This window comes from Halomonas sp. AOP7-B1-5, from assembly GCF_052353045.1.
GTDB lineage: Bacteria > Pseudomonadota > Gammaproteobacteria > Pseudomonadales > Halomonadaceae > Vreelandella > Vreelandella colorata.
Map to the genome: position 1 here is coordinate 1 of NZ_JBQTDC010000046.1, position 20760 is coordinate 20760.

Annotated in this window: 21 protein-coding genes, 1 tRNA gene and 1 pseudogene; 13 read left to right on the forward strand and 10 right to left on the reverse strand. The window is 56.7% G+C overall.

Features of this window, described 5'->3' with window-relative positions; translation table 11 throughout:
- From ACT3XD_RS17035 to ispB, 8 genes and pseudogenes are all read right to left on the reverse strand, one after another.
- Positions 1–739: pseudogene (locus ACT3XD_RS17035) on the reverse strand (acyl-CoA synthetase); the annotation flags it as partial.
- Positions 700–1224: a hypothetical protein gene (locus ACT3XD_RS17040; RefSeq protein WP_225736285.1), complete on the reverse strand. Its 525-nt coding sequence runs from the start codon at positions 1222–1224 to the stop codon at positions 700–702. The pseudogene ACT3XD_RS17035 and the gene ACT3XD_RS17040, both read right to left, overlap by 40 nt.
- Positions 1225–1226: 2 nt before the next feature.
- Positions 1227–1493 carry an acyl carrier protein gene (locus ACT3XD_RS17045; protein ID WP_192539377.1) on the reverse strand — a complete coding sequence of 89 codons (267 nt, stop codon included), beginning with the start codon at positions 1491–1493 and terminating at the stop codon, positions 1227–1229.
- Positions 1483–1758, reverse strand: coding sequence for a phosphopantetheine-binding protein (locus ACT3XD_RS17050; protein WP_192539376.1), 276 nt, complete (start codon positions 1756–1758; stop codon positions 1483–1485). The genes ACT3XD_RS17045 and ACT3XD_RS17050 overlap by 11 nt, the downstream gene beginning before the upstream one ends.
- Entirely contained in the window at positions 1730–2518 is a 789-nt protein-coding gene (locus ACT3XD_RS17055; RefSeq protein ID WP_192539375.1) for a lysophospholipid acyltransferase family protein, read from the reverse strand. The genes ACT3XD_RS17050 and ACT3XD_RS17055 overlap by 29 nt, the downstream gene beginning before the upstream one ends.
- Complete coding sequence (locus tag ACT3XD_RS17060; RefSeq protein ID WP_318782779.1) at positions 2515–3183, reverse strand: beta-ketoacyl synthase chain length factor; 669 nt, start codon at positions 3181–3183, stop codon at positions 2515–2517. Before ACT3XD_RS17060 ends, ACT3XD_RS17055 begins: the two co-directional genes overlap by 4 nt.
- Before the next feature lie 339 nt (positions 3184–3522).
- Positions 3523–3599: transfer RNA gene (locus ACT3XD_RS17065), tRNA-Pro, on the reverse strand.
- Between the two features lie 88 nt (positions 3600–3687).
- Positions 3688–4692 (reverse strand): octaprenyl diphosphate synthase, encoded by a 1005-nt coding sequence (gene ispB, locus ACT3XD_RS17070; RefSeq protein WP_192539374.1) that lies wholly within the window; start codon positions 4690–4692, stop codon positions 3688–3690.
- Between the two features lie 316 nt (positions 4693–5008).
- Between ispB and rplU the strand changes: the two genes are divergently transcribed.
- From rplU to proB, 4 genes are all read left to right on the forward strand, one after another.
- Positions 5009–5320, forward strand: a complete 312-nt coding sequence (rplU, locus tag ACT3XD_RS17075; RefSeq protein ID WP_018917618.1) for a 50S ribosomal protein L21 — start codon at positions 5009–5011, stop codon at positions 5318–5320.
- A gap of 31 nt (positions 5321–5351) precedes the next feature.
- Positions 5352–5609: a 50S ribosomal protein L27 gene (rpmA, locus tag ACT3XD_RS17080; RefSeq protein WP_018917617.1), complete on the forward strand. Its 258-nt coding sequence runs from the start codon at positions 5352–5354 to the stop codon at positions 5607–5609.
- A 140-nt stretch (positions 5610–5749) separates the two neighbouring features.
- Positions 5750–6940 carry an Obg family GTPase CgtA gene (gene cgtA, locus ACT3XD_RS17085; protein WP_192539373.1) on the forward strand — a complete coding sequence of 397 codons (1191 nt, stop codon included), beginning with the start codon at positions 5750–5752 and terminating at the stop codon, positions 6938–6940.
- An 83-nt stretch (positions 6941–7023) separates the two neighbouring features.
- On the forward strand, positions 7024–8163 hold the full coding sequence (gene proB, locus ACT3XD_RS17090) for a glutamate 5-kinase (RefSeq protein ID WP_192539372.1): 1140 nt from the start codon (positions 7024–7026) through the stop codon (positions 8161–8163).
- A gap of 80 nt (positions 8164–8243) precedes the next feature.
- On the opposite strand, the gene ACT3XD_RS17095 is transcribed toward proB, so the two are convergent.
- The gene (locus ACT3XD_RS17095) at positions 8244–9305 is read right to left on the reverse strand and encodes a DUF1853 family protein (protein ID WP_192539371.1); all 1062 of its coding nucleotides are present in this window, start codon (positions 9303–9305) and stop codon (positions 8244–8246) included.
- 109 nt (positions 9306–9414) lie between these two features.
- Here ACT3XD_RS17095 and ACT3XD_RS17100 point away from each other — a divergent pair, with 109 nt between their 5' ends.
- Positions 9415–10764 carry a Glu/Leu/Phe/Val family dehydrogenase gene (locus tag ACT3XD_RS17100; protein WP_225736284.1) on the forward strand — a complete coding sequence of 450 codons (1350 nt, stop codon included), beginning with the start codon at positions 9415–9417 and terminating at the stop codon, positions 10762–10764.
- Positions 10765–10824: 60 nt separating this feature from the next.
- On the opposite strand, the gene ACT3XD_RS17105 is transcribed toward ACT3XD_RS17100, so the two are convergent.
- Positions 10825–11301, reverse strand: a complete 477-nt coding sequence (locus ACT3XD_RS17105; RefSeq protein ID WP_192539370.1) for a PepSY domain-containing protein — start codon at positions 11299–11301, stop codon at positions 10825–10827.
- Between the two features lie 201 nt (positions 11302–11502).
- On the opposite strand from ACT3XD_RS17105, the gene ACT3XD_RS17110 reads away from it, so the two are divergent.
- From ACT3XD_RS17110 to phnE, 8 genes are all read left to right on the forward strand, one after another.
- Entirely contained in the window at positions 11503–11874 is a 372-nt protein-coding gene (locus ACT3XD_RS17110; RefSeq protein ID WP_192539369.1) for a PepSY domain-containing protein, read from the forward strand.
- Between the two features lie 50 nt (positions 11875–11924).
- Positions 11925–12599 carry a response regulator gene (locus ACT3XD_RS17115; RefSeq protein ID WP_192539368.1) on the forward strand — a complete coding sequence of 225 codons (675 nt, stop codon included), beginning with the start codon at positions 11925–11927 and terminating at the stop codon, positions 12597–12599.
- Positions 12596–13963, forward strand: coding sequence for a sensor histidine kinase (locus ACT3XD_RS17120; RefSeq protein ID WP_192539367.1), 1368 nt, complete (start codon positions 12596–12598; stop codon positions 13961–13963). Before ACT3XD_RS17115 ends, ACT3XD_RS17120 begins: the two co-directional genes overlap by 4 nt.
- A gap of 29 nt (positions 13964–13992) precedes the next feature.
- Positions 13993–15900, forward strand: a complete 1908-nt coding sequence (locus ACT3XD_RS17125) for an alkaline phosphatase D family protein (protein ID WP_192539366.1) — start codon at positions 13993–13995, stop codon at positions 15898–15900.
- Positions 15901–16167: 267 nt separating this feature from the next.
- Positions 16168–17904 (forward strand): bifunctional diguanylate cyclase/phosphodiesterase, encoded by a 1737-nt coding sequence (locus ACT3XD_RS17130; protein ID WP_192539365.1) that lies wholly within the window; start codon positions 16168–16170, stop codon positions 17902–17904.
- A gap of 126 nt (positions 17905–18030) precedes the next feature.
- Positions 18031–18996 carry a phosphate/phosphite/phosphonate ABC transporter substrate-binding protein gene (gene phnD / locus ACT3XD_RS17135; protein ID WP_192539364.1) on the forward strand — a complete coding sequence of 322 codons (966 nt, stop codon included), beginning with the start codon at positions 18031–18033 and terminating at the stop codon, positions 18994–18996.
- Positions 18997–19076: 80 nt separating this feature from the next.
- Complete coding sequence (phnC, locus tag ACT3XD_RS17140) at positions 19077–19922, forward strand: phosphonate ABC transporter ATP-binding protein (RefSeq protein WP_192539363.1); 846 nt, start codon at positions 19077–19079, stop codon at positions 19920–19922.
- On the forward strand, positions 19919–20755 hold the full coding sequence (gene phnE, locus ACT3XD_RS17145; RefSeq protein ID WP_192539362.1) for a phosphonate ABC transporter, permease protein PhnE: 837 nt from the start codon (positions 19919–19921) through the stop codon (positions 20753–20755). The genes phnC and phnE overlap by 4 nt, the downstream gene beginning before the upstream one ends.
- Positions 20756–20760 lie beyond the last annotated feature (5 nt).

Consider the following 20760-nt stretch of genomic DNA (forward strand, 5'->3'; position numbering starts at 1 on the left):
CGGCGTGCCAGGGCAGGTGTTCAGGCAAGCGCGACAGCTGCGCAGGGGAGCTGACCACGACCGGATGCAGGCCTGCTGCATCGGCTTCCTGCAAACGGGCCATCAGCGCTTCGGGATACCGGCTTTTACCACCGCAAAAAGGTGCGCCTGTGCACAAGGGATGCAGTATGCCGGTGAGCAGCCCGTAAATATGCTGGTGGCTGACCTGGGAAATAACCCCGCTGTCTGCCAGTGGCCAAAGCCTGGCGTGGGCTGATAACTCTGCCTCCAACTGATCAAATCGCTTGGCTAACTGAACGGGGTTGCCGGTGGAGCCTGAGGTGGATAGCACAACGGCGGTAGCGCTCGGATCAAGAGGCGCAACGCGTGGGCGTGTTTCAGCGCTCTGCGGGAGTTGCGGCTTGGGCGCATCGGGCAGGATGCCATCGACTTCGCTTGCCAGCCGGGAGAGCGTTTCGGGGCGATCATCGGCGGGCAGTACGGCGACCCGGCCGCTTTCCCACAAGGCGATCAGGGCGGCGCAGAACGCTACCGGTTGCTGTTGGCATAGCAGCCAGCGGCCGGTGGGTTTGTCCGCCAGCCAGTGGTGCCATGCATCAATATGCGACGCAAGGGAGGCGCCACACACCCAGTGGCTGGGCAGCGACTCATGGCGGGCAAAAGCCGCACGCCAGGGTAACTGAGTAAGCGAGATAAAGGTCACGACAGGCGACTCCGCATCCGGTGACGTAACAGCCATTCACCGGCAAACATGATGGCGATCAGGCCATAGCTGATGGCGCCATTGTATAACGTCCAGGTAGCAAGGCTTGCATACAGTGCTGTCCAGCACGCAATGCCGCCGTTGAGCACAAAAAAGCCGCACCATGCCCAGGTAACATGCCGGGTATAACGTATCCCCGCAGCGGGCAGCTCGGGCTCACGCAGACGCGCCAAGCGCTCGATGATCGGCATGCCACGCCACAGGCTGGAGAGAAAGATAGCCAGCATGATCGCGTTCACGGCAATGGGGTAGCCCCGCATGCCGAGTTCCGCGTGCCCCAACCCGCCCAGGGCGACCAGCAGGACCGCCGCAGCGGCTGCCAGGTAGCGCGCTTGAGGCATTCTCCAGGCGAGTAGTGCCGCACCGATGACCAGTAACGGCCAGCTGCCGATATCATCGTGCAAAAGCAGTACCAGTAGCGGCCATATCAGCGCGAGCGCCATGCTTGCGTATCTGGACATTGTTACCGCTGCATCAATTGTTCGACGGCAGTGACAACATCGTTGATCGTGCGCACCGATTTGAAATCCTCGGGCTTGATACGTCGTCCGGTAAACTGCTTGAGCTCGACGACGAGGTCCACCGCGTCGATGCTGTCGATATCCAGATCCTCATAGAGGCGGGCGTCGGGCTCAATGTCGCTGGCATTGATCTCGAACAGCTCCACCAGTGTCTTGCGAATGTGAGCAAGTATCTCTGCGCGCTGATGGTCAGCGGTTTCAGTTGACACGGCGAGCCTCCACGAGCGCTTGCAGCGCAGCCAGACTTTCGAAGTGGCGTCGCGTCTCGTCGGCTTCGGAATCAAGCTTGATGCCATACTGCTTTTGCAGGGCCAGCCCAAGCTCGAGCGCGTCAATTGAGTCAAGCCCGAGTCCTTCGCCAAACAGGGGGGCGCTTGGGTCAATATCGGCTGGCGTAATATCCTCGAGCTCAAGCGTATCGATGATGAGACGCTTGAGCTCGAGTTCAAGTGCCTGATTGCAGGTTTCGGTCATGATGGAAGTGTTCCAATTCTGTGTTGAAGTGGTCGCTCAGCCATTGTGTTAGTTGCCTGGCGAGCTGGCCGGTTGGCTGTTGGCTAGCTGAGTTGACATCCAGGTCTTCAAGCACGTTAAGTTCCATTAAAACCTTGGTAGCCGGGATGTGATACCAGGGTTCATGCTTGGTAAGGGTGGTCGGCGTACAGCGTATCAGGACAGGGGTAATCGCTGTGCCGGTGCGCAGGGCGATATTTGCGCCCCCGCGACGAAACTTGATCGGGCGTTTGGGGCTAGTGCGGGTGCCTTCAGGAAACAAGACCAGTGAATCACCTCTTTGTAGGCTCTGGCGGGCAGCCTCTAGCACTGACTCGGGGTCATCGTTGGTGATATAGCCTGCGGCACGAATAGGGCCGCGAGTAACCGGATTGCGGGCCAGTCGGCCCTTCACGATACAGTTGGCGTGGGTCGTGTAGGCGATCACGAAAATCACATCAATCAATGACGGGTGATTGGCAATCACCAGCAAACCAGGGCGCTTGAGGCGCTCGGGATTGCTGAAGCGGTAATCAAGCACGCCGAGGCCTTTCATCAAATTGATGAATCCGCGAAAGCAGGCTTGGATAAGGCGTCGCGCCAGTTGGTGGCGCCGTTCAGTATCGCGCACACAGAGATTCAACAGAGGCGCAATCACCAGGCCAATGAAAAGCCCACCGACCCCGAAAGCTGTAAAGGAAACAGCGGTGCCCACGCCGCGGTACAATCGATTGATGCTCATTCCTGCTCCAGGTGCCAGCGCTGTCGGCCGTCCAGGAAAGCGGTCTCTCCGTTTAGCCAGTTCAGCACGTTGATCGGCGTTGGGGAAGTGCCTTGGCCTGGTTTCGATACCGTAATGGCGCGTCCCTGGTTCAGGGTAAAGCGCATGCCAACCACGCATGCCGTACCCGGGTGCTCCGTAACGCCTTGATAAGCAGCAGGGAGCGAGCTTTCGGAGAACACGGCAACGACGCTAGGGTAGCCCGCCATCAAATACCCGTGGGACTCGTAAATAAGCGCATCAAATTCATCACCACAGGCACCTAACGCTTGCAAAGGGCGATGATGCGACCGTGCAATGGAGTGAACGCCCAGAATGGCGTTATGCACTGACATCGAGAAGCGGGTAGGAGAAATCGGCTCGCCACGTTGCAGGCTTTCCAGCATGGCGAGCGTATGCATCGTATCGCCATGCCGCGAGGCATGCACTAAAGGGGCATCAGCCTGGGGGTCGAGTTCTCGCAGGATATCGCAGGTGGCGCGCCCGGCATCATCGAGTCGCCGCCGCAGCATGGCGGGCAGTTCGCCACCCGGCTGAGCAGAGATAAGACGACTTGGCTTAACGGTTGCCGCAGCCTCTTTAGGCAGCCAGCCCCGCCAGTCTTCGATAAATAATGATAAAGACACTGCTCTGATAGCCCGCTCAAAAGGGCGGCTACTTTAACTTAATCAGGCAGGCTGGAAAAGAGAGGGTTACATAAATGGTATGTGCCATTGAGGTGGCGTCAACAGCAATACGAAGCGATCAATATGAGCCCAGCTAAAGAATGGTTTGCTGGAAATATCAAGATGCTGATATTGCAGTACTATCCATGGTCAGAACAGCAAAGTTCCCAAGGCCACTACGCTAGTGATCGATTTTGTAATACTCGATATTCGCCTAAACGTGAATTGAAGCCAGGATTCAAACAACAAAAAAACGGCCACCTGCTCAAATAGCTAAGTGGCCGTTTTTAATAGTGTTCTTGGTCGGAATAGCAGGATTCGAACCTACGACCTCTGCCTCCCGAAGGCAGCGCTCTACCAAGCTGAGCTATATTCCGAACGTTGCTGGGCAGTGCTCAACAACGGGGCGAATCTTACACAGTTAGGGGCTTTTTATCAAGCCCCGACACCGCTGTAATGCGAATTTTATGCTTGCCGGTCAACGGCCAGGCGGGCGAGCTGAGCCATGCTGTCACGGTAAGGGCTGGGCGGAAGGAACTCTAATTGCGCCAGCGCTTTATCGGCCATCTCGTCGGCGCGCTTACGCGTGTACTCAAGCGCGCCTGTGGCGTGAATAATGGCCAGCACTTCATCCAGCTGCTCCAGGCCGCCTTTACGGATCACCTGGCGAATCAGCTTGGCCTGTTCTGGCGTGCCCTGCTCCATGGCGTGAATCAGCGGCAGGGTGGGCTTGCCTTCGGCCAGGTCATCGCCGACGTTTTTACCCATGGCGTCTGCATCGCCCTGATAGTCCAGCAGGTCATCAATCAACTGGAAGGCAAGGCCGAGGTAACGGCCGTAAAGCTTGAGCGCCTGCTCTTGTTCAGGCGTGGCGTCGGCAAGCACGGCGCCGCTGTGGGTGGCGGCTTCGAACAGCATGGCGGTTTTACCTTGAATGGTTTCAAAGTAATCCGCTTCAGAAATACTCGGGTTGCCAATATTGGTCAGTTGCAGCACTTCGCCTTCGGCAATGGTGCAGGTGGCGCTGGAGAGAATCGCCATGATCTGCATCGACCCAACATCGACCATCAGCTGAAACGAGCGTGAATAGAGAAAGTCACCGACCAAGACAGACGGCGCGTTACCCCAGGCATCGTTGGCGGTTTTTTTGCCGCGCCGCAGATGCGACTCATCCACCACGTCGTCGTGGAGCAACGTCGAAGTGTGCATAAACTCGATCAGCGTGGCCAGAGTGATGTGCTTGTCACCCTGGTAGCCCAGCGAGCGGGCTGCCAGCAGAACCAGCATTGGCCGCAAGCGTTTGCCGCCGCTTTCAATAATGTACTGGCTAATGGTTTCGACGAGCGGGACTTTCGAGGTGAGCTGCTCAACGATCGTCCGGTTGACGGCTTCAAAGTCATCTGCCACCACGGCGTGCAGCGGTGAGGGCGTTGGGCTGGCAGTCGGGGGTGGGGAGACGTTGGCGGTCATGGGTTCCGTTCATCGCGGCAGGTGGAAAGGACTAAATTGAAGTCATGCTATGGGGCTGCCGGGAAAGCGTCAAGGCGCGTTCAAGGCATGGTGCGTACAGCAGATAATAAACATCAATTGACAACGGCCAGTAGTCTTGTGGTAGAAGGCGATTGTCGTTATAATCCGCGACCCACTCATCATGCTCCCTGTCAGATGGTTGCCAAAAGGGGCGCCACTCGCAGCAGGTTGATAAGAGCACGACTCGAAAGAGCGTAAGTGATGAGCGCTGGTTATGCAGGGCATAGCCGCATTAACGACAAGTCCGGAGAGCGACATGTACGCAATTATCAAGAGCGGTGGCAAACAGTACCGCGTTCAAGAAGGCCAGACCCTCAAGCTTGAGAAAATCGAAGTCGCTACCGGCGAAACGATTGAGTTTGATGAAGTGCTGCTGGTTGCAGATGGCGATGATTTCAACATCGGCGCGCCGCTGATCAGTGGTGCCAAGGTTTCCGCTGAGATCGTTTCTCACGGTCGTGGCGACAAGGTAACCATCATCAAATTCCGTCGTCGTAAGCACAGCATGAAGCGTCAGGGCCACCGTCAGTGGTTCACTGAAGTCAAAATTACTGGAATTTCCGCGTAAGCGGTTCATTCCCTGAAAGGAGAATTTTGCAATGGCACATAAAAAGGCAGCCGGCTCCACGCGTAACGGTCGCGATTCCGAATCCAAACGCCTCGGTGTTAAGCTTTTCGGTGGCCAAGCAGCGAACGCCGGTAGCATCATCGTTCGTCAGCGCGGCACGCGTTTCCACGCGGGTACTGGCGTTGGCTTAGGTCGTGATCACACTTTGTTCGCACTGAACGAAGGCTTTGTGAAGTTTGAGACCAAAGGCCCGAAAAACCGCAAATTCGTTAGCATCGTTTCTGAATAAGCAACTCAGGTTGCGTAGAGCGTAGTTAATGAAAAAAAGCCCCGCTATGGCGGGGCTTTTTTGTCTGTTTAAGTCCTCTTGTTCTACTCACGGAAACAAGGGGGTTGCATATAGGGCGGCGAAAGCGGCCGGGAGAATCTATGCAGTTCGTCGATGAAGCCTCGATTATTGTTGAGGCGGGAAAAGGCGGCAATGGCTGTCTGAGCTTTCGCCGCGAAAAATATGTACCGAAAGGTGGCCCCGATGGTGGTGACGGTGGTCATGGAGGCAGCGTTTACCTGATTGGTGACGACTCGCTCAATACGCTGGTCGACTTCAAGTTTCAGCGTTTCTACAAGGCTGAAAACGGCCAGGGCGGCATGGGCCGTCAGATGAGCGGTAAAGCCGGTGAAGATTTACACGTTAAGGTCCCGGTAGGCACCACCGTTGTGGACGTTGATACGCTGGAAGTCATCGCGGATGTCACCGAAATTGGCCAGGTAGTACTGGTGGCTGAAGGCGGCCGTCGTGGGTTGGGTAACATCCACTTCAAGTCGTCTACCAACCGTGCGCCGCGACGCACCACGCCAGGTACCGAAGGCGACCGACGTAATCTTCGTCTTGAAATGAAAGTCATGGCGGATGTTGGCCTGTTGGGCATGCCCAATGCAGGTAAATCCACCCTGATTCGCTCGGTCTCAGCGGCCAAGCCTAAAGTGGCTAATTACCCGTTTACCACCCTGGTGCCGAACCTGGGGGTGGTGAAGCTGGGGATGCACGAACACTTTGTGATGGCGGACGTACCGGGGCTGATCGAAGGTGCTTCTGAAGGTGCTGGTCTGGGGCTGCGCTTTCTAAAGCACCTGACCCGTACGCGCCTGCTGTTTCATGTCGTGGATGTGGCACCCTTTGATGAGTCTGACCCGGTAGAAGCCGCTCAGGCGATTGTTCATGAGCTTGGCCAGTTCTCTCCGGCGCTTTCCGAGCGCCCGCGCTGGCTGGTGTTGAACAAATTTGATCTGCTGCCGGAAGATGAGCGTGAAGAACGCGCTCAAGCGATCATTGACGCGCTTGGCTGGGAAGGCCCGGTGTTCCGCATCTCGGCGATTAGCAGTGAAGGCACGGACAAGCTGGTTCAGGCCGCGTACCGCTGGCTGACCGAGCAGCGTCGCCTTGAGAACGAAGATGAAGACGCGCTTGCTCGCGAGCAGGAAATGCGTCGCCGTATGGAAGAAGAGTCGGTAGCCCGCATCGAAGAGCGTCTGGGGCGTCGTCGTAAGCGGCCTGATGACGAAGACGACGAAGATTTCGATGACGATGATTACGACGTTGAGGTCGAATACGCGCCCTGATGAAATATGCGGGCGTGCTTGCTCAATGTGCTAGCGCTTAGCGGTCAACGTACTTAATAACGTGCCTGATAAGGTAGAAACGGATGGAGAGTCATGAGCTGGGGGGCGGCCGCCGTGCGCTAAGCCGCGCTCGCCGAGTGGTGGTTAAGATTGGCAGTGCGCTACTGACCAATGACGGGCGTGGCCTGGATGAAGAGGCCATTGGCGGCTGGGTTGACCAGGTGGCCGAGCTGCATCAGCAGGGTATCGAAGTGGTGCTGGTGTCCTCCGGTGCCGTTGCGGCCGGCATGGTGCGCTTAGGCTGGCAGGCACGCCCGAGTGCGGTGCATGAACTGCAGGCTGCCGCGGCCGTGGGTCAAAATGGCCTTACCCAGTGCTATGAACAGCATTTTGCCCGCCACGATATGCTCACGGCGCAGATTCTGCTGACGCATGACGATCTCTCCAACCGCAAGCGCTACCTGAATGCGCTATCGGCCCTGCGTACGCTGGTGGAAATGCGCGTGGTTCCCGTGATCAATGAAAACGACACGGTAGTCACCGATGAAATCCGCTTTGGCGATAATGATACGCTGGGTGCCTTGGTGGCCAACCTGTTGGAAGCCGATGCGTTATTGCTGCTTACCGATCAGGAAGGCTTGTTCGACGCCGACCCGCGCCATAACCCTAATGCCCAGATGATTGCCGAAGGACGTGCCGATGACCCGCGCCTTGCCGCCGTGGCTGGTAGTGGTGGGGCGCTGGGACGTGGCGGCATGAGCACCAAGGTGCGTGCGGCCAAGCTTGCCGCGCGTTCGGGGGCGGTGACGGTGATTGCCAGCGGTCGTCAGCCTGACGTTATTACGCGAATTATGAGCGGCGAGGCGCTAGGCACGTTACTTCACCCTGAGCAGGCGCCTATGGCGGCGCGTAAGCGTTGGCTGGCGGGCCAGCTGCAGGTGCGCGGTACGCTGGTGTTGGATGCCGGGGCGATAAAAGTCCTGCGCGAAAAAGGCTCCAGCCTGCTGCCGGTGGGTGTGCGCGACGTCAAAGGGGTCTTCAAGCGTGGCGATATGGTGGTCTGCGTTGATGAGCAGGGCACGCCCGTTGCCAAGGGCCTAGTCAATTACGGTGTCGAGGAGGCGCGACGGCTGGTCGGACAGCCTAGTCATCAGATCGAAGCGATTCTAGGCTACGTAGAAGCCCATGAGCTTATTCACCGCGATAACCTAGTGGTGATCTAGCGCAAGCGCGCTTTAGCTGAAAATAGGCAATACAAAACGCCGTTTACTGTGATCAGTAAGCGGCGTTTTTATATGGACCGTTATTGCATGCGTGAAGGTAGCGGTACTTGGCGGGGCCAGCTATTGGGCACGATAAACACCCGTTCAACGCGCTGCTGATGGGGCATATACAGCATCACCTGCTGCGGCCCGTAATGCTCAATCAAGCGCTCTACGCCCGGCATTACTGCGGCGATTGGCTCAAAATCCTCCACTTTGGGCGGCGCTAACCAGTGAGGCTTACGCAGCCAGGCCATGCGTATCGGTGTGTCTAGGCTCTCCATTGAGTTCTCCATTGAGCTTTGCATCGAGCAACCCACCAAGCTATTCACTAGCGCGGGCCAGTCACGCAAAAAGCACCATAAGCCACGCCGATGGTTAAGCGTTGCCCCTTGAGGGGCGGGCAATGGCGTATGCCAGGGATAAAACAGCACGCCGGGCATAGCGATGCGGTGGGTAAGAAACTCACCCACATTGAGTGAATAAGGCATCGTGTCGCGGGGAGTTAACCAGTGTGCAAGCGTGGCAAGCGCCAGCGGCGTTGTGGAAAGCGGCAGCTGGTGGCGGCGCAAGTGGGCGCATTTCAACGCCAGGCTATCCAGCCCTCCCGGGCCAATCCAGCGGTCTAGGCTGTTCGCCGGGCCATGGCCTTCAGGCAAGCCGAGATAAAACTTGATGGCGACTTCCAAATGCACCGGCGCCGGATTATCGCGCGTGCGGTAGACCATATCCAGCTCACCCAGCGTGATGCGCTTATGATAAATCCGCACGTTCTTGGCGAGCAGGCGCGTATTGGGGGCGGTGTCTAACAGAAGATGCCACAGCCGTTCATGATAATGGCCCATGCGCGTCGCCTTCTGATGGCTGACCGCCGCAAGCGATGCGGGAGTAAGCGCCGAAAGCCAGGCGGTTAAATGGTGCCCCAAACCTAGTTCGTGAAGCGTCGGGCGTCCGCCATCGGGAATGGGGGGCGGCAGTTCAATAAGGTCAGGTGTGAGCGCAAGCCATGCCAGATCACAGAGTACAGTCGACCCCGACGACGGCAGTTCTGGCGAAGGGTAGCGTTCGCGGCAAACGCCTTCAGCAGGCGGGGCATTCAGCAAGAAGTTCTCCTTTAGGTGGTCGTTCTTAACTGGCGCTGAGCTGCTACGCTTTCCTATACAGCGACATTAGCGTGATAACCGCCACCCGCCAAGGAAAGGAGTGTGCTAAATGGGCAAGACCAAATCGAAAAAGGCCAAAGCGAAAGATAAAAACGCCTCGAAGAGCCAAGCACAGAAGACCGCCCCGCAAGCATTAACGCCGCAAACCGGCGCATCGCTGTTTGAAGATGCGCGCTCGCGTCTTGAAGATGTTTTCAGGGAGCTGGACATTCACCCTGACGCCCAAGCGCGCTTAATGCAACCGAGCCTGTCGCTTCAGGTAAGCGTTCCTGTACGCATGGATGACGGCAGCTTGAAAGCGTTTCCCGCGTGGCGGGTGCAGTACGATACAAGCCTCGGGCCTGCCAAGGGCGGTGTACGCTTTCACCCCGATGTTAACCAGCACGAAGTCACTACGTTAAGTTTTTGGATGGCGATTAAATGCGCGGTGGTGGGGCTGCCTTATGGTGGCGGCAAAGGAGGCGTCCAGGTCGATGCCAAGGTACTTTCGGCGCTTGAGCGCGAGCGTTTAGCGCGAGGTTATATTCGAGCGATTGCCGACATCATGGGGCCTGACCGCGATATCCCCGCGCCGGACGTTAACACCGATGCCATTGTCATGGGCTGGATGATCGATGAGTACGAACATATCGTGCGTGCCCATGCGCCCGCAGCGATAACGGGAAAACCGCTGCCGCTGGGCGGCTCGCCTGGACGCGTTTCGGCGACCGGCCGAGGGGCACTAAAAGTGTTGGATTTATGGGCCGAGCAGAATGAACGTGAACCTCAGGAAACGATCGTGGCCGTGCAGGGGTTTGGCAACGCTGCGTACCATTTTGCCCGTTTAGCCAGCGAGCGGGGCTATAAGATCGTTGGGCTTTCCGACTCGAGCGGCGCGATCTACAGCGCTGACGGTCTGGACGTTGCTGCGGCTAAACAAGATAAAGACCAGCACGGCCAGCTGGCCAAAAGTCAGGCCGGTACACAAATCAGCGGGGAGAAGCTACTGGCGTTGGACGTAGATGTACTGGTGCTCGCCGCGCTGGAAAAACAGATCCATTGCGATAACGTCGAGGCAGTACAAGCGGGGGCAATTCTGGAAATCGCCAACGGGCCGCTCACCAGTGACGCTGACGCTGCATTAGCCAAGCGCGATATTCCGGTATTGCCCGATGTGCTGGCTAATACGGGGGGAGTAATCGTTAGCTACTTTGAGTGGCTGCAAAACCGGGCGGGGGAAACCTGGAGCGAAGAGGATGTGAACCAGCGTCTGGATGCGCGGCTAATCAGTGAAGCGAATAGCGTCTTGACCCGCGCCGAGCAGGAAAACATTACCTATCGGCAGGCCGCTTATCGTCAGGGCATTGAGCGTATTGCCGGTGCCCTTATGGCACGCGGTAACTGTCTGGATTGCCGCTAAGCGCAGGCAAACGAAAGCGGGCGCCCAAAGGGAGCCCGCTTAACGATTAGCTACTGTTCTTTAATCACGGTCGATCTGGGTAACTTCAGAAGAGCCCTGACGTACGCTGATTTCAAGCTCGCGGTCGCTTTCGTCACGTCCTTCGATATCGATGATGCCACTTTTATCGATATCCAGGTCTTCAAACTCGGCCATGCCTTCCTGAGCCGCAACCTCCAGCGCCTGACGGATATCGTCTTCACTCATTCCCCATGCGCCGGTAATTAAGCGCTCACGTTTCTCTTGTAGCGTTTCACCGTTATCGAGCGAAAACTCAATGTCGGCATACCACTCATCGTCCAGCCAGCCTTCTACCTCAGCACGGCCACGGCTTTTAATGCTGATTTCTTCATAGTGGCTGAACCCGTACTCTGAGGCGTGGGTTAAGACGTCGTCAATGCGATCCATGGGCAGCGAGTCTGCCTGGGCGCTACCTGCCGCTGCTGCGAAGAGTAGGGCGGAGGTCGGGATCAACAGCATTTTCTTCATAGCGTTCATGGCAAAATCCTTCTCTAGTCTTTAAACACTTCTCTAGTCTTTAACTACTTCTTCATTCGTTAAATGCTTGAGGCAAGTAATGGCATTTCGTGAATGCGGAATTTCGTGAATGTGACAGATTATTTATAGCACCCCGCTTATTTCCCTAGACTGAACGAGCCGTTCATCTGGCATTCATGTTGCCTTTGGCATCCTTGTCCTATGAAAGCACTTGCGCGTTTTGACATATTGCTCAAGCAATCCCGCCAGCACCTGATGTCGTTTATCGGTGGCGGGGCGCTCTCGGCTGCGCTGCTTTCGGGTAGCGCCGTGGGCGATCAGCACTGGGAAGCGCTGCATGGCGAAGTGCGGCGTGGCGATGTCGTGTCGTTAGAAAGCATACTGGACTGGCTGGACGCGCATTATATCGGTGAGGTATTAGAGGTAGAAGTTGAGCGTGAAAAAGGCGCGGTCGAGTATGAAATAAAAATGCTGGGCCCTCAAAATCAGGTGGTAGAGTTTGAATTTGATGGTCACAGCGGTCAGCTGATGTCGATTGAGGGCGTGCGTATCAACGAAATGCGTCGTCCCTGAATCTGTCAAATCCTGAGCCTGTCAAATCAAGCCCGCATAAGGCATATAACATGAAGTGTTTACTGGTAGAGGATGACCAGGCGTTGGCGCGCGAGCTTAGCCAGGCACTGCGCGATGGTGACTGGCTGGTTGAGCATGCAGAAAACGGCCAGGAGGCCGACTTTCTAGTGCGCACGGAAACCTACGATACGTTGATTCTCGATGTGGGCCTGCCCGATGGCGACGGCACCCGCTGGCTCGCCTCCTGGCGTGAAGATGGTATCGATCTGCCGGTGCTTATATTAACCGCCCGCGAGCGCTGGGCCGATAAAGCCGCCGGTTTTACTGCTGGGGCAGATGACTATGTCACCAAGCCTTTTGAATCCGCTGAAGTATTGTTTCGCCTGCGTGCCTTGGTGCGCCGCAGTCACGGCCATTCGCACCCGGTGCTTAAAGTCGGCGAAATAAGCCTGGATACCCATACCCAGCATGTCACGCTGGCGGGAAGGCCGGTTGGGCTAACCGCCCAGGAAACGCGCTTGCTGAGCTATTTGATGCACGCCGCGCCGCGTGTGGTTAGTCGCATTGAGCTTTCTGAGCACGTTTACGACCGCGATCATGAGCCTGATTCAAACGTTATCGATGTACAGATAAGTCGGCTGCGCCGTAAGTTGGGTGCCTGGCGGTTTGCCACGCTTCGAGGGTTGGGCTACCGCCTGTTGGCTGAAGCGCCAGACGATCAATGAGTAAGCCTGCGCCCTCATGGCGAACCCGCTGGTCGGGCCGCTCGATTAGCCTGCGGTTGCTGCTCGCTGTTTTACTGATGATTGGGATTGCCCTGCCGGTGGCGGGCACGCTGTTGTCACACCACTATCGAAAGGCCGCGACGGAGTCTTTTGACGAGCGGCTTGAAGCCACTCTAAATGTGATAATTGCAGGCGTTGCCTTTGATCCTTTCACTCAACAGCTGCGCTATGAGCGGGCGCTGGGTGACCCACGCTTTGATCAGGTGTTTTCAGGCTGGTACTGGCAGATTACCGACCAGCAGGGGCATTCTGTTACCTCGCGCTCGCTGTGGGATCAGCGTCTGCCGGTAACCGATGATGAAAAAACCAGCGGTCGTGAAGTGACGGGCCCGCGGGAACAATCACTGCGCGTGGTGGAGCGCGATATCTATCTGGCGCCATTAGAAGCACCGCTACATGTTAGTGTCGGCGCTCGGAATGACGAGCTGGTCAGCGATATGCACGAGTTCCAGCGTTTGCTGTGGCTGGGGCTGCTGGGCCTGGGCGCGCTGCTGCTGGGCGTACTCGGCTTGCAAGTGCGTTGGGGGCTTGCGCCGCTACGGCGTATGCAGGCTAATTTAAAAGATGTCGAGCAGGGGCGGGCCGAGCAGCTAGCCGTTGATCTTCCTGATGAGCTTGCCACGCTCGCGGCTTCCATGAACGCCGTATTGGCGCGTGACCAGCGGCTGATCGAGCGAGGGCGGCATACGGCCGGCAATTTGGCCCATGCGCTGAAAACCCCGTTAAGCGTGATGCGCCTGTTGGTACGCCAACTGCCCGAAGAGCGCCGGAGCGCCTGGGATGTCGAATTAACCCGCGTGGACAGCGCCGTGCGGCATCACTTGGCGCGGGCCTCGGCCGCTGGTGAAGGTGGGCGTTTTGCGCCGATTGATGTGTATGGCACGCTTTCTCCCTTATTGAGTGGCCTGGGTCGGCTTGCGCAGCGGCGCAATATTACCTTACAACAATGCTGGGAAAGTCAGCCGCGAGTGCATATGGACACTCAGGATATTCAGGAGCTTATCGGTAACCTGCTGGATAATGCGCTACGCTGGGCAAGCCACGAGGTAACGCTTGAGGTGCAGGCAGTGGATTTGACCCTTCAACTGACCGTGAGCGATGACGGCCCCGGTATGACGGAAGCCGAGTGCCAGGAAGCGGTTCAGCGCGGCAAGCGTTTGGATGAGCAGCGCTCACAAAGCGGTCTGGGCCTGGCAATCGTGGCAGATCTTGTCAGTCTCTACCAAGGTGACATGCAACTTCAACGCGCCGAGGCGGGAGGGTTAAAGGTATCTATCGAACTTCCTGTGATAGCCCGTGGTTAACAACCCGTGGTTAATAAAGAGCAAACGCTATGACCGCTGTGGATAATGCACTGCCTGATGTGCTGGTGGGCCCGCTGCTGCGGCGTATTAGCCCTACACGCCTGGTAATGTGGCTGGTTGCCTCGCGCTCACTGGCGATGTCGTTGGTGCTGCGCCCCGGGGATCGCGACGAGCAGCGGTTTAATGTTAACGATCACCACCAGCGCTTGCCCATTGGCCGACATGCTTTTATCTATCTGATCGATGTTCGCTTACCTCAGGCGTTGCCCACCGACGAGCGCATAGAGTACGACCTGCGTATCCAAACGACGCAAGGCGAATGGCAATCCCTGCCCGATTGGGCGCCCTGGCTATGTTATGAAGGCGCGGCCTATCCGGCATTCGTCATCGCCTCGCGCCATCATCGGCTAATGCACGGCTCGTGCCGTAAACCCCACCATGCCAGCGCCGATGGGCTCGTGCGCGCTGACCAATTTCTATCCGAAAGGCAGCAAGCGCCTACCGAATGGCCAGCGTGGCTGCTGATGACCGGCGACCAGGTCTATGTCGATGATGTGGCAGGCCCCATGCTGCGCGCCGCGCATACCTTGATTGCGCGCTTGGGGTTGGTAGACGAGCTGCTTGAGGGGGCGACGGTCAAGGACAGCCAGGCGCTTTACGCTGCCCCTGAAAGTTACTACCAGCGTGAAGCTTTACTACCTGATATCACCAGTAACGTGGCCTTGCGCGAGCGTTTTTTTGGCGGGGTGAAAAAGCCGGTATTCACCTCGGCCAATGCGTCTAATCATCTGATGACGCTGGCGGAAATGCTCGCCATGTATTGCCTTGTCTGGTCGCCGGTTCCCTGGCAGATCATGACGCCTGATGAGCCTGCCCTTAACGCCAAGGACACCGAGAACTACCGCCAGGAGCAGGCCATTGTGGATGACTTTGTGGCAGGCTTGCCGCAGTGCGCAAGGCTTTTGGCCCATCTGCCCAGCCTGATGATTTTTGATGACCACGATGTCACCGACGACTGGAACCTGACCGCCGAGTGGGAGCGCTGCGCTTACGGCCATCCGTTTTCAAAACGCATTATTGGCAACGCGTTGGTGGCCTATTTGCTGTGTCAGGGGTGGGGCAATGCACCGGATAAGCTCAATCCGCTGATCGAGCAGGCGACTGAATTACTGACTGAGACAGGACCGCTTTCGATTAGTCAGCAGGATGCGTTGATCGAGAGATTATTGCGTTTTCAGGGCTGGGAATTTCAGGTGCCCGGCACGCCCGCCTTGATTGTGCTGGATACCCGTACTCGTCGCTGGCGCAGCGAGCGTAGTCCCAAGCATCCTTCCGGCTTAATGGATTGGGAGGCGCTCATGGAAATGCAGCAGGCCCTGCTGGGTTGTAAAAGCGCCGTGATTGTCTCGCCGGCGCCCATGTTTGGGGTAAAGCTGATTGAGGGCGTTCAAAAGCTGTTTACCTGGGTGGGTAAACCGTTGGTGGTGGATGCCGAAAACTGGATGGCCCACCGCGGGGCGGCCAACGTGCTGCTGCAAATCTGGCGACACTCAAAAACGCCGGGCAACTACGTGATTCTGTCTGGCGATGTGCACTACTCGTTTGCTTACGACATTATTGTGCGCCGCCAAAAGCAAGCGCCGCATTTATGGCAGGTGACCTCCAGCGGCATCAAGAATACCTTCCCGGTTCAGCTGTTAAACACTTTTGACCGGCTTAACCGCTGGCTTTACGCGCCCTGGTCGCCGCTTAACTGGTTTACCAAGCGCCGTAAGCTGAGTATTCATCCCCGCGACCCCAGTGGAGCCAGTGCCGGGGAACGGCTCTGGAATGCCAGCGGCATTGGCTTGGTAACCCTGGATGATGAAGGCCGCCCGGTAGATATTCGCCAGCTAGATGTCAATGGCAATGATGTCGTCTTCCCACCCCCCCGATGATTTACAGCAGTAAGGCTATCGATAGCCTGCTAGTAGTCATACAAACGTCATAAAAATGTCGCACGCTGGCTGATAAGACAGCCCGCGTTAAAAGCCTTTCTTAACACCCCCTAAGGTCGATATTAAATTTTGATTATGCTCGCTCCTGTGGGCCGTTTTAATGACGCTGCTATACGAACTGTCTTTAACGACCGTCCTTAACAACAGTTTTAGTAACAGTCTTTATAAACAAATAGCCCTCATGACGTTTGATAAGGCAACCCACATATGACCGCTCAAGAAGCACACTGGCTTAATCGCATTATTGAAGCAGAAGATCTGCATGTGTTGTTTCAACCCATCGTGGATGCGAGCCAACAGGCCATTTATGGCTATGAAGCGCTGATTCGCGGGCCTGAAACGTCGCCGCTTCATTCGCCGCTGCGCCTGTTTGATGTGGCCATGCAGGCGGGACTTTTAGTTGAGCTGGATCTGCTGTGCAGGCGATTGGCCATTCGCCGCTTTGCCGCGCTTGAGCTTCCCGGGCTGTTGTTTTTAAACGTCATGCCGCTGACCATTGTTGAGCGCGATTTTGAGGAAGGGCTAACGCTAGGGTTTATCCGCGAAAGCGGGCTGCCGCCTGAGCGGGTGGTCATCGAGCTTACCGAGCACGTGCCGATTCACGATTACGAGTTAATGCGCCAAGCGGTCGATCACTACCGCGATATGGGGTTTAAGGTGGCACTTGATGACCTAGGGGCAGGGCATTCAAGCTTGCGCCACTGGTCGGAGCTGCGCCCTGATTTCGTCAAGCTCGACCGGCACTTTATTTCAGGTATCGATCAGGAGCCCGCCAAGCGGGAGTTTTTACGCTCGATACTAGACGTGGCGCGTAGCCTCGACTGCCAGCTGATTGCTGAAGGGGTGGAAACCGCGGCTGAACATCTCTGCCTGTGGGAGCTGGACCGCAGCTTGGCGCTTCTTCAGGGGTTCTACTTTGCCCGCCCAAGCTTTGAGCCGCCGTTGCAGCTACATACCCTGCTGCCGGCCACTCACCAGCTATCTAGCCCTGCCGGGCGCTCGGCACGTTCTATTTTTCGCATGATTGAGGCCGTCTCGCCCGACTGTTCGGTACCTATATTGGCCGAGCGGTTTAGAAATAACACCGGCTTGCGCTGTGTCGCGGTAGTAGATGCTGGCAAACCTATCGCGGTGGTACGCCGTAACGCCTTTTTAACCCTGTTCACCAACCCGTATAGCCATTCGCTCTATTCCAAGCGCCGCGTCTGGGACATCGCGGATGCCAATCCATTGATAGCCCATGCGGATACCCCGCTTGAAGTATTGAGCCAGCAGTTAACCGACAGTCACGATATCGAACAGGAGGACTTCGTGATTGTGGATGCCAATGGTGACTATCTGGGGATGGGCAGCATTATTGATTTGCTGCGTGAGATTACTGCTATACAGGTGCGTCAGGCACGCCATGCCAACCCGCTCACCGGACTTCCGGGTAACATATTAATTAATGAAACACTGACCAATTATCTTGCCGCCGAGCAGGGCTTTGCCGCGGCCTATGTTGATTTGGATAACTTCAAGGCGTTTAACGATGCCTACGGCTATGCGCGTGGCGACCATGTCATTATTGCCTTATCCCGTTTGCTTCAGGCCCAGGTAGACAACGCGGGCGGCTTTATCGGTCACATTGGCGGCGATGATTTTATGATGCTGCTGCCGTTAAGCCATTGGGAAAACGTATGTCAGCAAATCCTGGACTCGTTTGAAGTGATGGCTCCGGGTTTTTATGAGGATAGCGACCGTGAACAAGGTGGCATCTCGATTGAAAACCGCCAGGGCAGCGTAAGCTTTTTTCCCTTTGTGAGCGTCTCTGTCGCCGTTAAGCCGGTTATCGACCCCGCCGTCTGCAAAGCGCTGGACATTGCCGCGCAGCTTTCAGAGTTAAAGCATCAGGCTAAGAAGATCGTAGGTAACAGCATGTTTGTGGAGCGTCGTACCTGCTAATTCAAGGCGCTTTGATCTCTATTGGTTTTTTTCTGATGCGTCATTAATTAGTCATTAGAGTGTCTTAGGGTTGTCATCTAGTGTCGGCAGGATAGCGCTATCTTCGAACAACACATTAGGTGACCTATGCACTCTTTGTCTCTGCCCCGCACGTTGATCAGCGCGGCTGTCATCAGTGCTTTTGCTCTGGTAACGGCCAATGCCTCGGCAGATCTTTCTACGCGCTACGTGGATAACGATGGCGATATGGTGGCGGATACGCCGAGCGACGAGTCGCAGTGGGTCGACCCCGATACATTGATTTTTGCCTATACCCCGGTTGAAGACCCGGCGGTTTACGCCGATGTATGGGCTGATTTTCTTGATCACCTAAGTGAAACAACCGGTAAAAAAGTCCAGTTCTTTCCGGTGCAGTCCAACGCTGCTCAGCAGGAAGCCCTGCGCGCTGGTCGTTTGCATGTAGCAGGCTTTAACACCGGCGGTGTACCGGTTGCCGTAAACTGCGGCGGTTTCCGTCCGTTTGCCATCATGGCCGCCGATGACGGCAGTTTTGGTTACGAGATGGAAATTATCACCTACCCAGACAGCGGCATTGCATCGGTCGAAGATCTGGAAGGCCGTCAGCTGGCGTTCACTTCTGAGACGTCCAACTCAGGATTCCGGGCGCCTTCCGCGCTGTTACGCTCTGAATATGGCCTGGAAGCCGATGAAGACTTCGAGACGGCTTTCTCTGGGTCTCACGATAACTCCATTTTAGGTGTGGTAAATAAAGACTATGACGCTGCCGCCATTGCCAACTCGGTAGGCAAGCGCATGATTGCCCGCGGCGTGGTCAATGAAGGCGACTACGACATTATTTATACCTCTGAAACCTTTCCCACCACGGGCTACGGTCTGGCGCATAACCTGAACCCAGAGCTTGCTGAGAAAATTCAGGATGCGTTCTTCAGCTACGACTGGGAAGGCTCTGCGCTGCAGGAAGAGTTTGCTAATTCCGGTGAAGCCCAATTTATCCCTATCACCTACGAAGAGCAGTGGGCGGTTATTCGCACTATCGCTGATGCCAACGGCGTGACGTACGACTGCGACTGAGTCAGCCAATAATTTTTGTAGACATTCGGCCAGGAGGTTAACCCCTTCTGGCCGTTACATTATGTATAAGAGGTAGAACGATGTTGACACTCAGCGGCGTTACCAAGCGTTATCCCACCGGAGATCGTGCGCTCACCGATATCGAACTTACGCTGCCCAAAGGGCAGGTGATGGCGCTGATTGGGCCATCCGGTGCGGGCAAAAGTACGCTGATTCGCTGTGTGAACCGCCTGGTGGAACCTACCCAGGGCAGCATTCGTCTGGACGATGTAGAGCTTACCCGTCTTTCAGGCAACGGGCTGCGCAAGGCGCGCCGCTCAATGGGCATGATTTTCCAGGAGTATGCGCTGGTTGATCGTCTAACGGTCATGGAAAACGTGCTTTCAGGGCGGCTTGGCTATGTGGGCTTCTGGCGCAGCTTTCTGCGCCGTTATCCCCAGGACGCCGTCGCCGAAGCTTTCCGTCTACTTGAGCGGGTAGGCCTGCCTCATGCCATTGATAAGCGCGCCGATGCGTTGTCCGGCGGCCAACGCCAGCGTGTGGGCATCGCCCGAGCGCTGCTGCAGAGTCCCAAGCTTTTACTGGTGGATGAGCCCACGGCAAGCCTTGACCCCAAAACCTCACGCCAGATTATGCGTCTGATCCGCGAGCTGTGTGCTGAGCGTGAATTGGCGACGATCATCAATATCCATGATGTGGCGCTTGCCCAGCAGTTTGCCGACCGCATTGTGGGCCTCCGGGCCGGTCAGATCGTATTTGATGGCCGCCCCGACGAGCTGACCAGCGATATCCTGACCACTATTTACGGCGAAGAGGATTGGGATACATCGCCGGAATCAGCGGATGAGCCTGAAAGCGACCCCGCGCCTGCCCAATATGAGCGCCGGGATATTGCTGGCGCCATGGCGAGTGGAGTCGCGCCATGAGTGAGCACGCCGAGGCGTATTTAGAAGCCCGCCAACAGGCGGCCCGCCAAGGACAGTGGCGCAGGTTACCGCTGATCCATCGCCAATGGTTACGCTGGGCTATCGCTTTGGGCGTCGTGGCGTATGTAATTCTGGCGCTTGCCTCTGTTGAGGTTAACTGGGCGCGTGTAGCCGAGGGCGCCAGCCGCGGCCTGCGCTTTATTGGCGCGTTTGCTCAGCCTGATTTTATGAGCCGCAGCGGCGATATCGTCGACGGGCTGATCGAAAGCCTGACCATGACGCTGACGTCCACCGTTATCGGCGTCATGCTGGCCATTCCCGTGGGCCTGGGTGCAGCGCGCAATATTGCGCCGCTGCCGGTTTACGTGGTGTGTCGTAGCATCATCGCCGTATCGCGCACCTTCCAGGAAATCATCATCGCGATTCTATTTGTGGTGATGTTTGGCTTTGGGCCATTGGCCGGGATGTTGACGTTGGCGTTTGCCACCATCGGCTTTATGGCCAAGTTGCTGGCGGAAGATATCGAAGACCTGGACTGGCGTCAGGTGGAAGCCGTTCGGGCGACCGGTGCCAGCTGGTGGCAGACCATGAATCACGCGATTCAGCCGCAAGTCATGCCGCGCCTGATCGGGCTTTCCATGTACCGCCTGGATATCAACTTCCGCGAGTCGTCAGTAATCGGCATTGTCGGCGCCGGCGGTATAGGCGCCACGCTGAACACATCGCTTAGCCGCTATGAGTACGATACCTCGGCCGCCATCCTGCTGGTCATCATCGCCATTGTGCTGCTGTGTGAATACAGCTCAAGCCACGTCCGCCGTTGGACGCAGTAATCCCA

Excerpts from the sequence above, each read along its gene's own strand:
- ACT3XD_RS17040 (WP_225736285.1), bottom strand. The coding sequence starts at position 1,224 with ATGTCCAGATACGCAAGCATGGCGCTCGCGCTGATATGGCCGCTACTG.
- ACT3XD_RS17050 (WP_192539376.1), bottom strand. The coding sequence starts at position 1,758 with ATGACCGAAACCTGCAATCAGGCACTTGAACTCGAGCTCAAGCGTCTC.
- ACT3XD_RS17055 (WP_192539375.1), bottom strand. The coding sequence starts at position 2,518 with ATGAGCATCAATCGATTGTACCGCGGCGTGGGCACCGCTGTTTCCTTT.
- ispB (WP_192539374.1), bottom strand. The coding sequence starts at position 4,692 with ATGACCGCCAACGTCTCCCCACCCCCGACTGCCAGCCCAACGCCCTCA.
- rplU (WP_018917618.1), top strand. The coding sequence starts at position 5,009 with ATGTACGCAATTATCAAGAGCGGTGGCAAACAGTACCGCGTTCAAGAA.
- rpmA (WP_018917617.1), top strand. The coding sequence starts at position 5,352 with ATGGCACATAAAAAGGCAGCCGGCTCCACGCGTAACGGTCGCGATTCC.
- cgtA (WP_192539373.1), top strand. The coding sequence starts at position 5,750 with ATGCAGTTCGTCGATGAAGCCTCGATTATTGTTGAGGCGGGAAAAGGC.
- proB (WP_192539372.1), top strand. The coding sequence starts at position 7,024 with ATGGAGAGTCATGAGCTGGGGGGCGGCCGCCGTGCGCTAAGCCGCGCT.
- ACT3XD_RS17100 (WP_225736284.1), top strand. The coding sequence starts at position 9,415 with ATGGGCAAGACCAAATCGAAAAAGGCCAAAGCGAAAGATAAAAACGCC.
- ACT3XD_RS17105 (WP_192539370.1), bottom strand. The coding sequence starts at position 11,301 with ATGAACGCTATGAAGAAAATGCTGTTGATCCCGACCTCCGCCCTACTC.
- ACT3XD_RS17110 (WP_192539369.1), top strand. The coding sequence starts at position 11,503 with ATGAAAGCACTTGCGCGTTTTGACATATTGCTCAAGCAATCCCGCCAG.
- ACT3XD_RS17115 (WP_192539368.1), top strand. The coding sequence starts at position 11,925 with ATGAAGTGTTTACTGGTAGAGGATGACCAGGCGTTGGCGCGCGAGCTT.
- ACT3XD_RS17120 (WP_192539367.1), top strand. The coding sequence starts at position 12,596 with ATGAGTAAGCCTGCGCCCTCATGGCGAACCCGCTGGTCGGGCCGCTCG.
- ACT3XD_RS17125 (WP_192539366.1), top strand. The coding sequence starts at position 13,993 with ATGACCGCTGTGGATAATGCACTGCCTGATGTGCTGGTGGGCCCGCTG.
- ACT3XD_RS17130 (WP_192539365.1), top strand. The coding sequence starts at position 16,168 with ATGACCGCTCAAGAAGCACACTGGCTTAATCGCATTATTGAAGCAGAA.
- phnD (WP_192539364.1), top strand. The coding sequence starts at position 18,031 with ATGCACTCTTTGTCTCTGCCCCGCACGTTGATCAGCGCGGCTGTCATC.
- phnC (WP_192539363.1), top strand. The coding sequence starts at position 19,077 with ATGTTGACACTCAGCGGCGTTACCAAGCGTTATCCCACCGGAGATCGT.
- phnE (WP_192539362.1), top strand. The coding sequence starts at position 19,919 with ATGAGTGAGCACGCCGAGGCGTATTTAGAAGCCCGCCAACAGGCGGCC.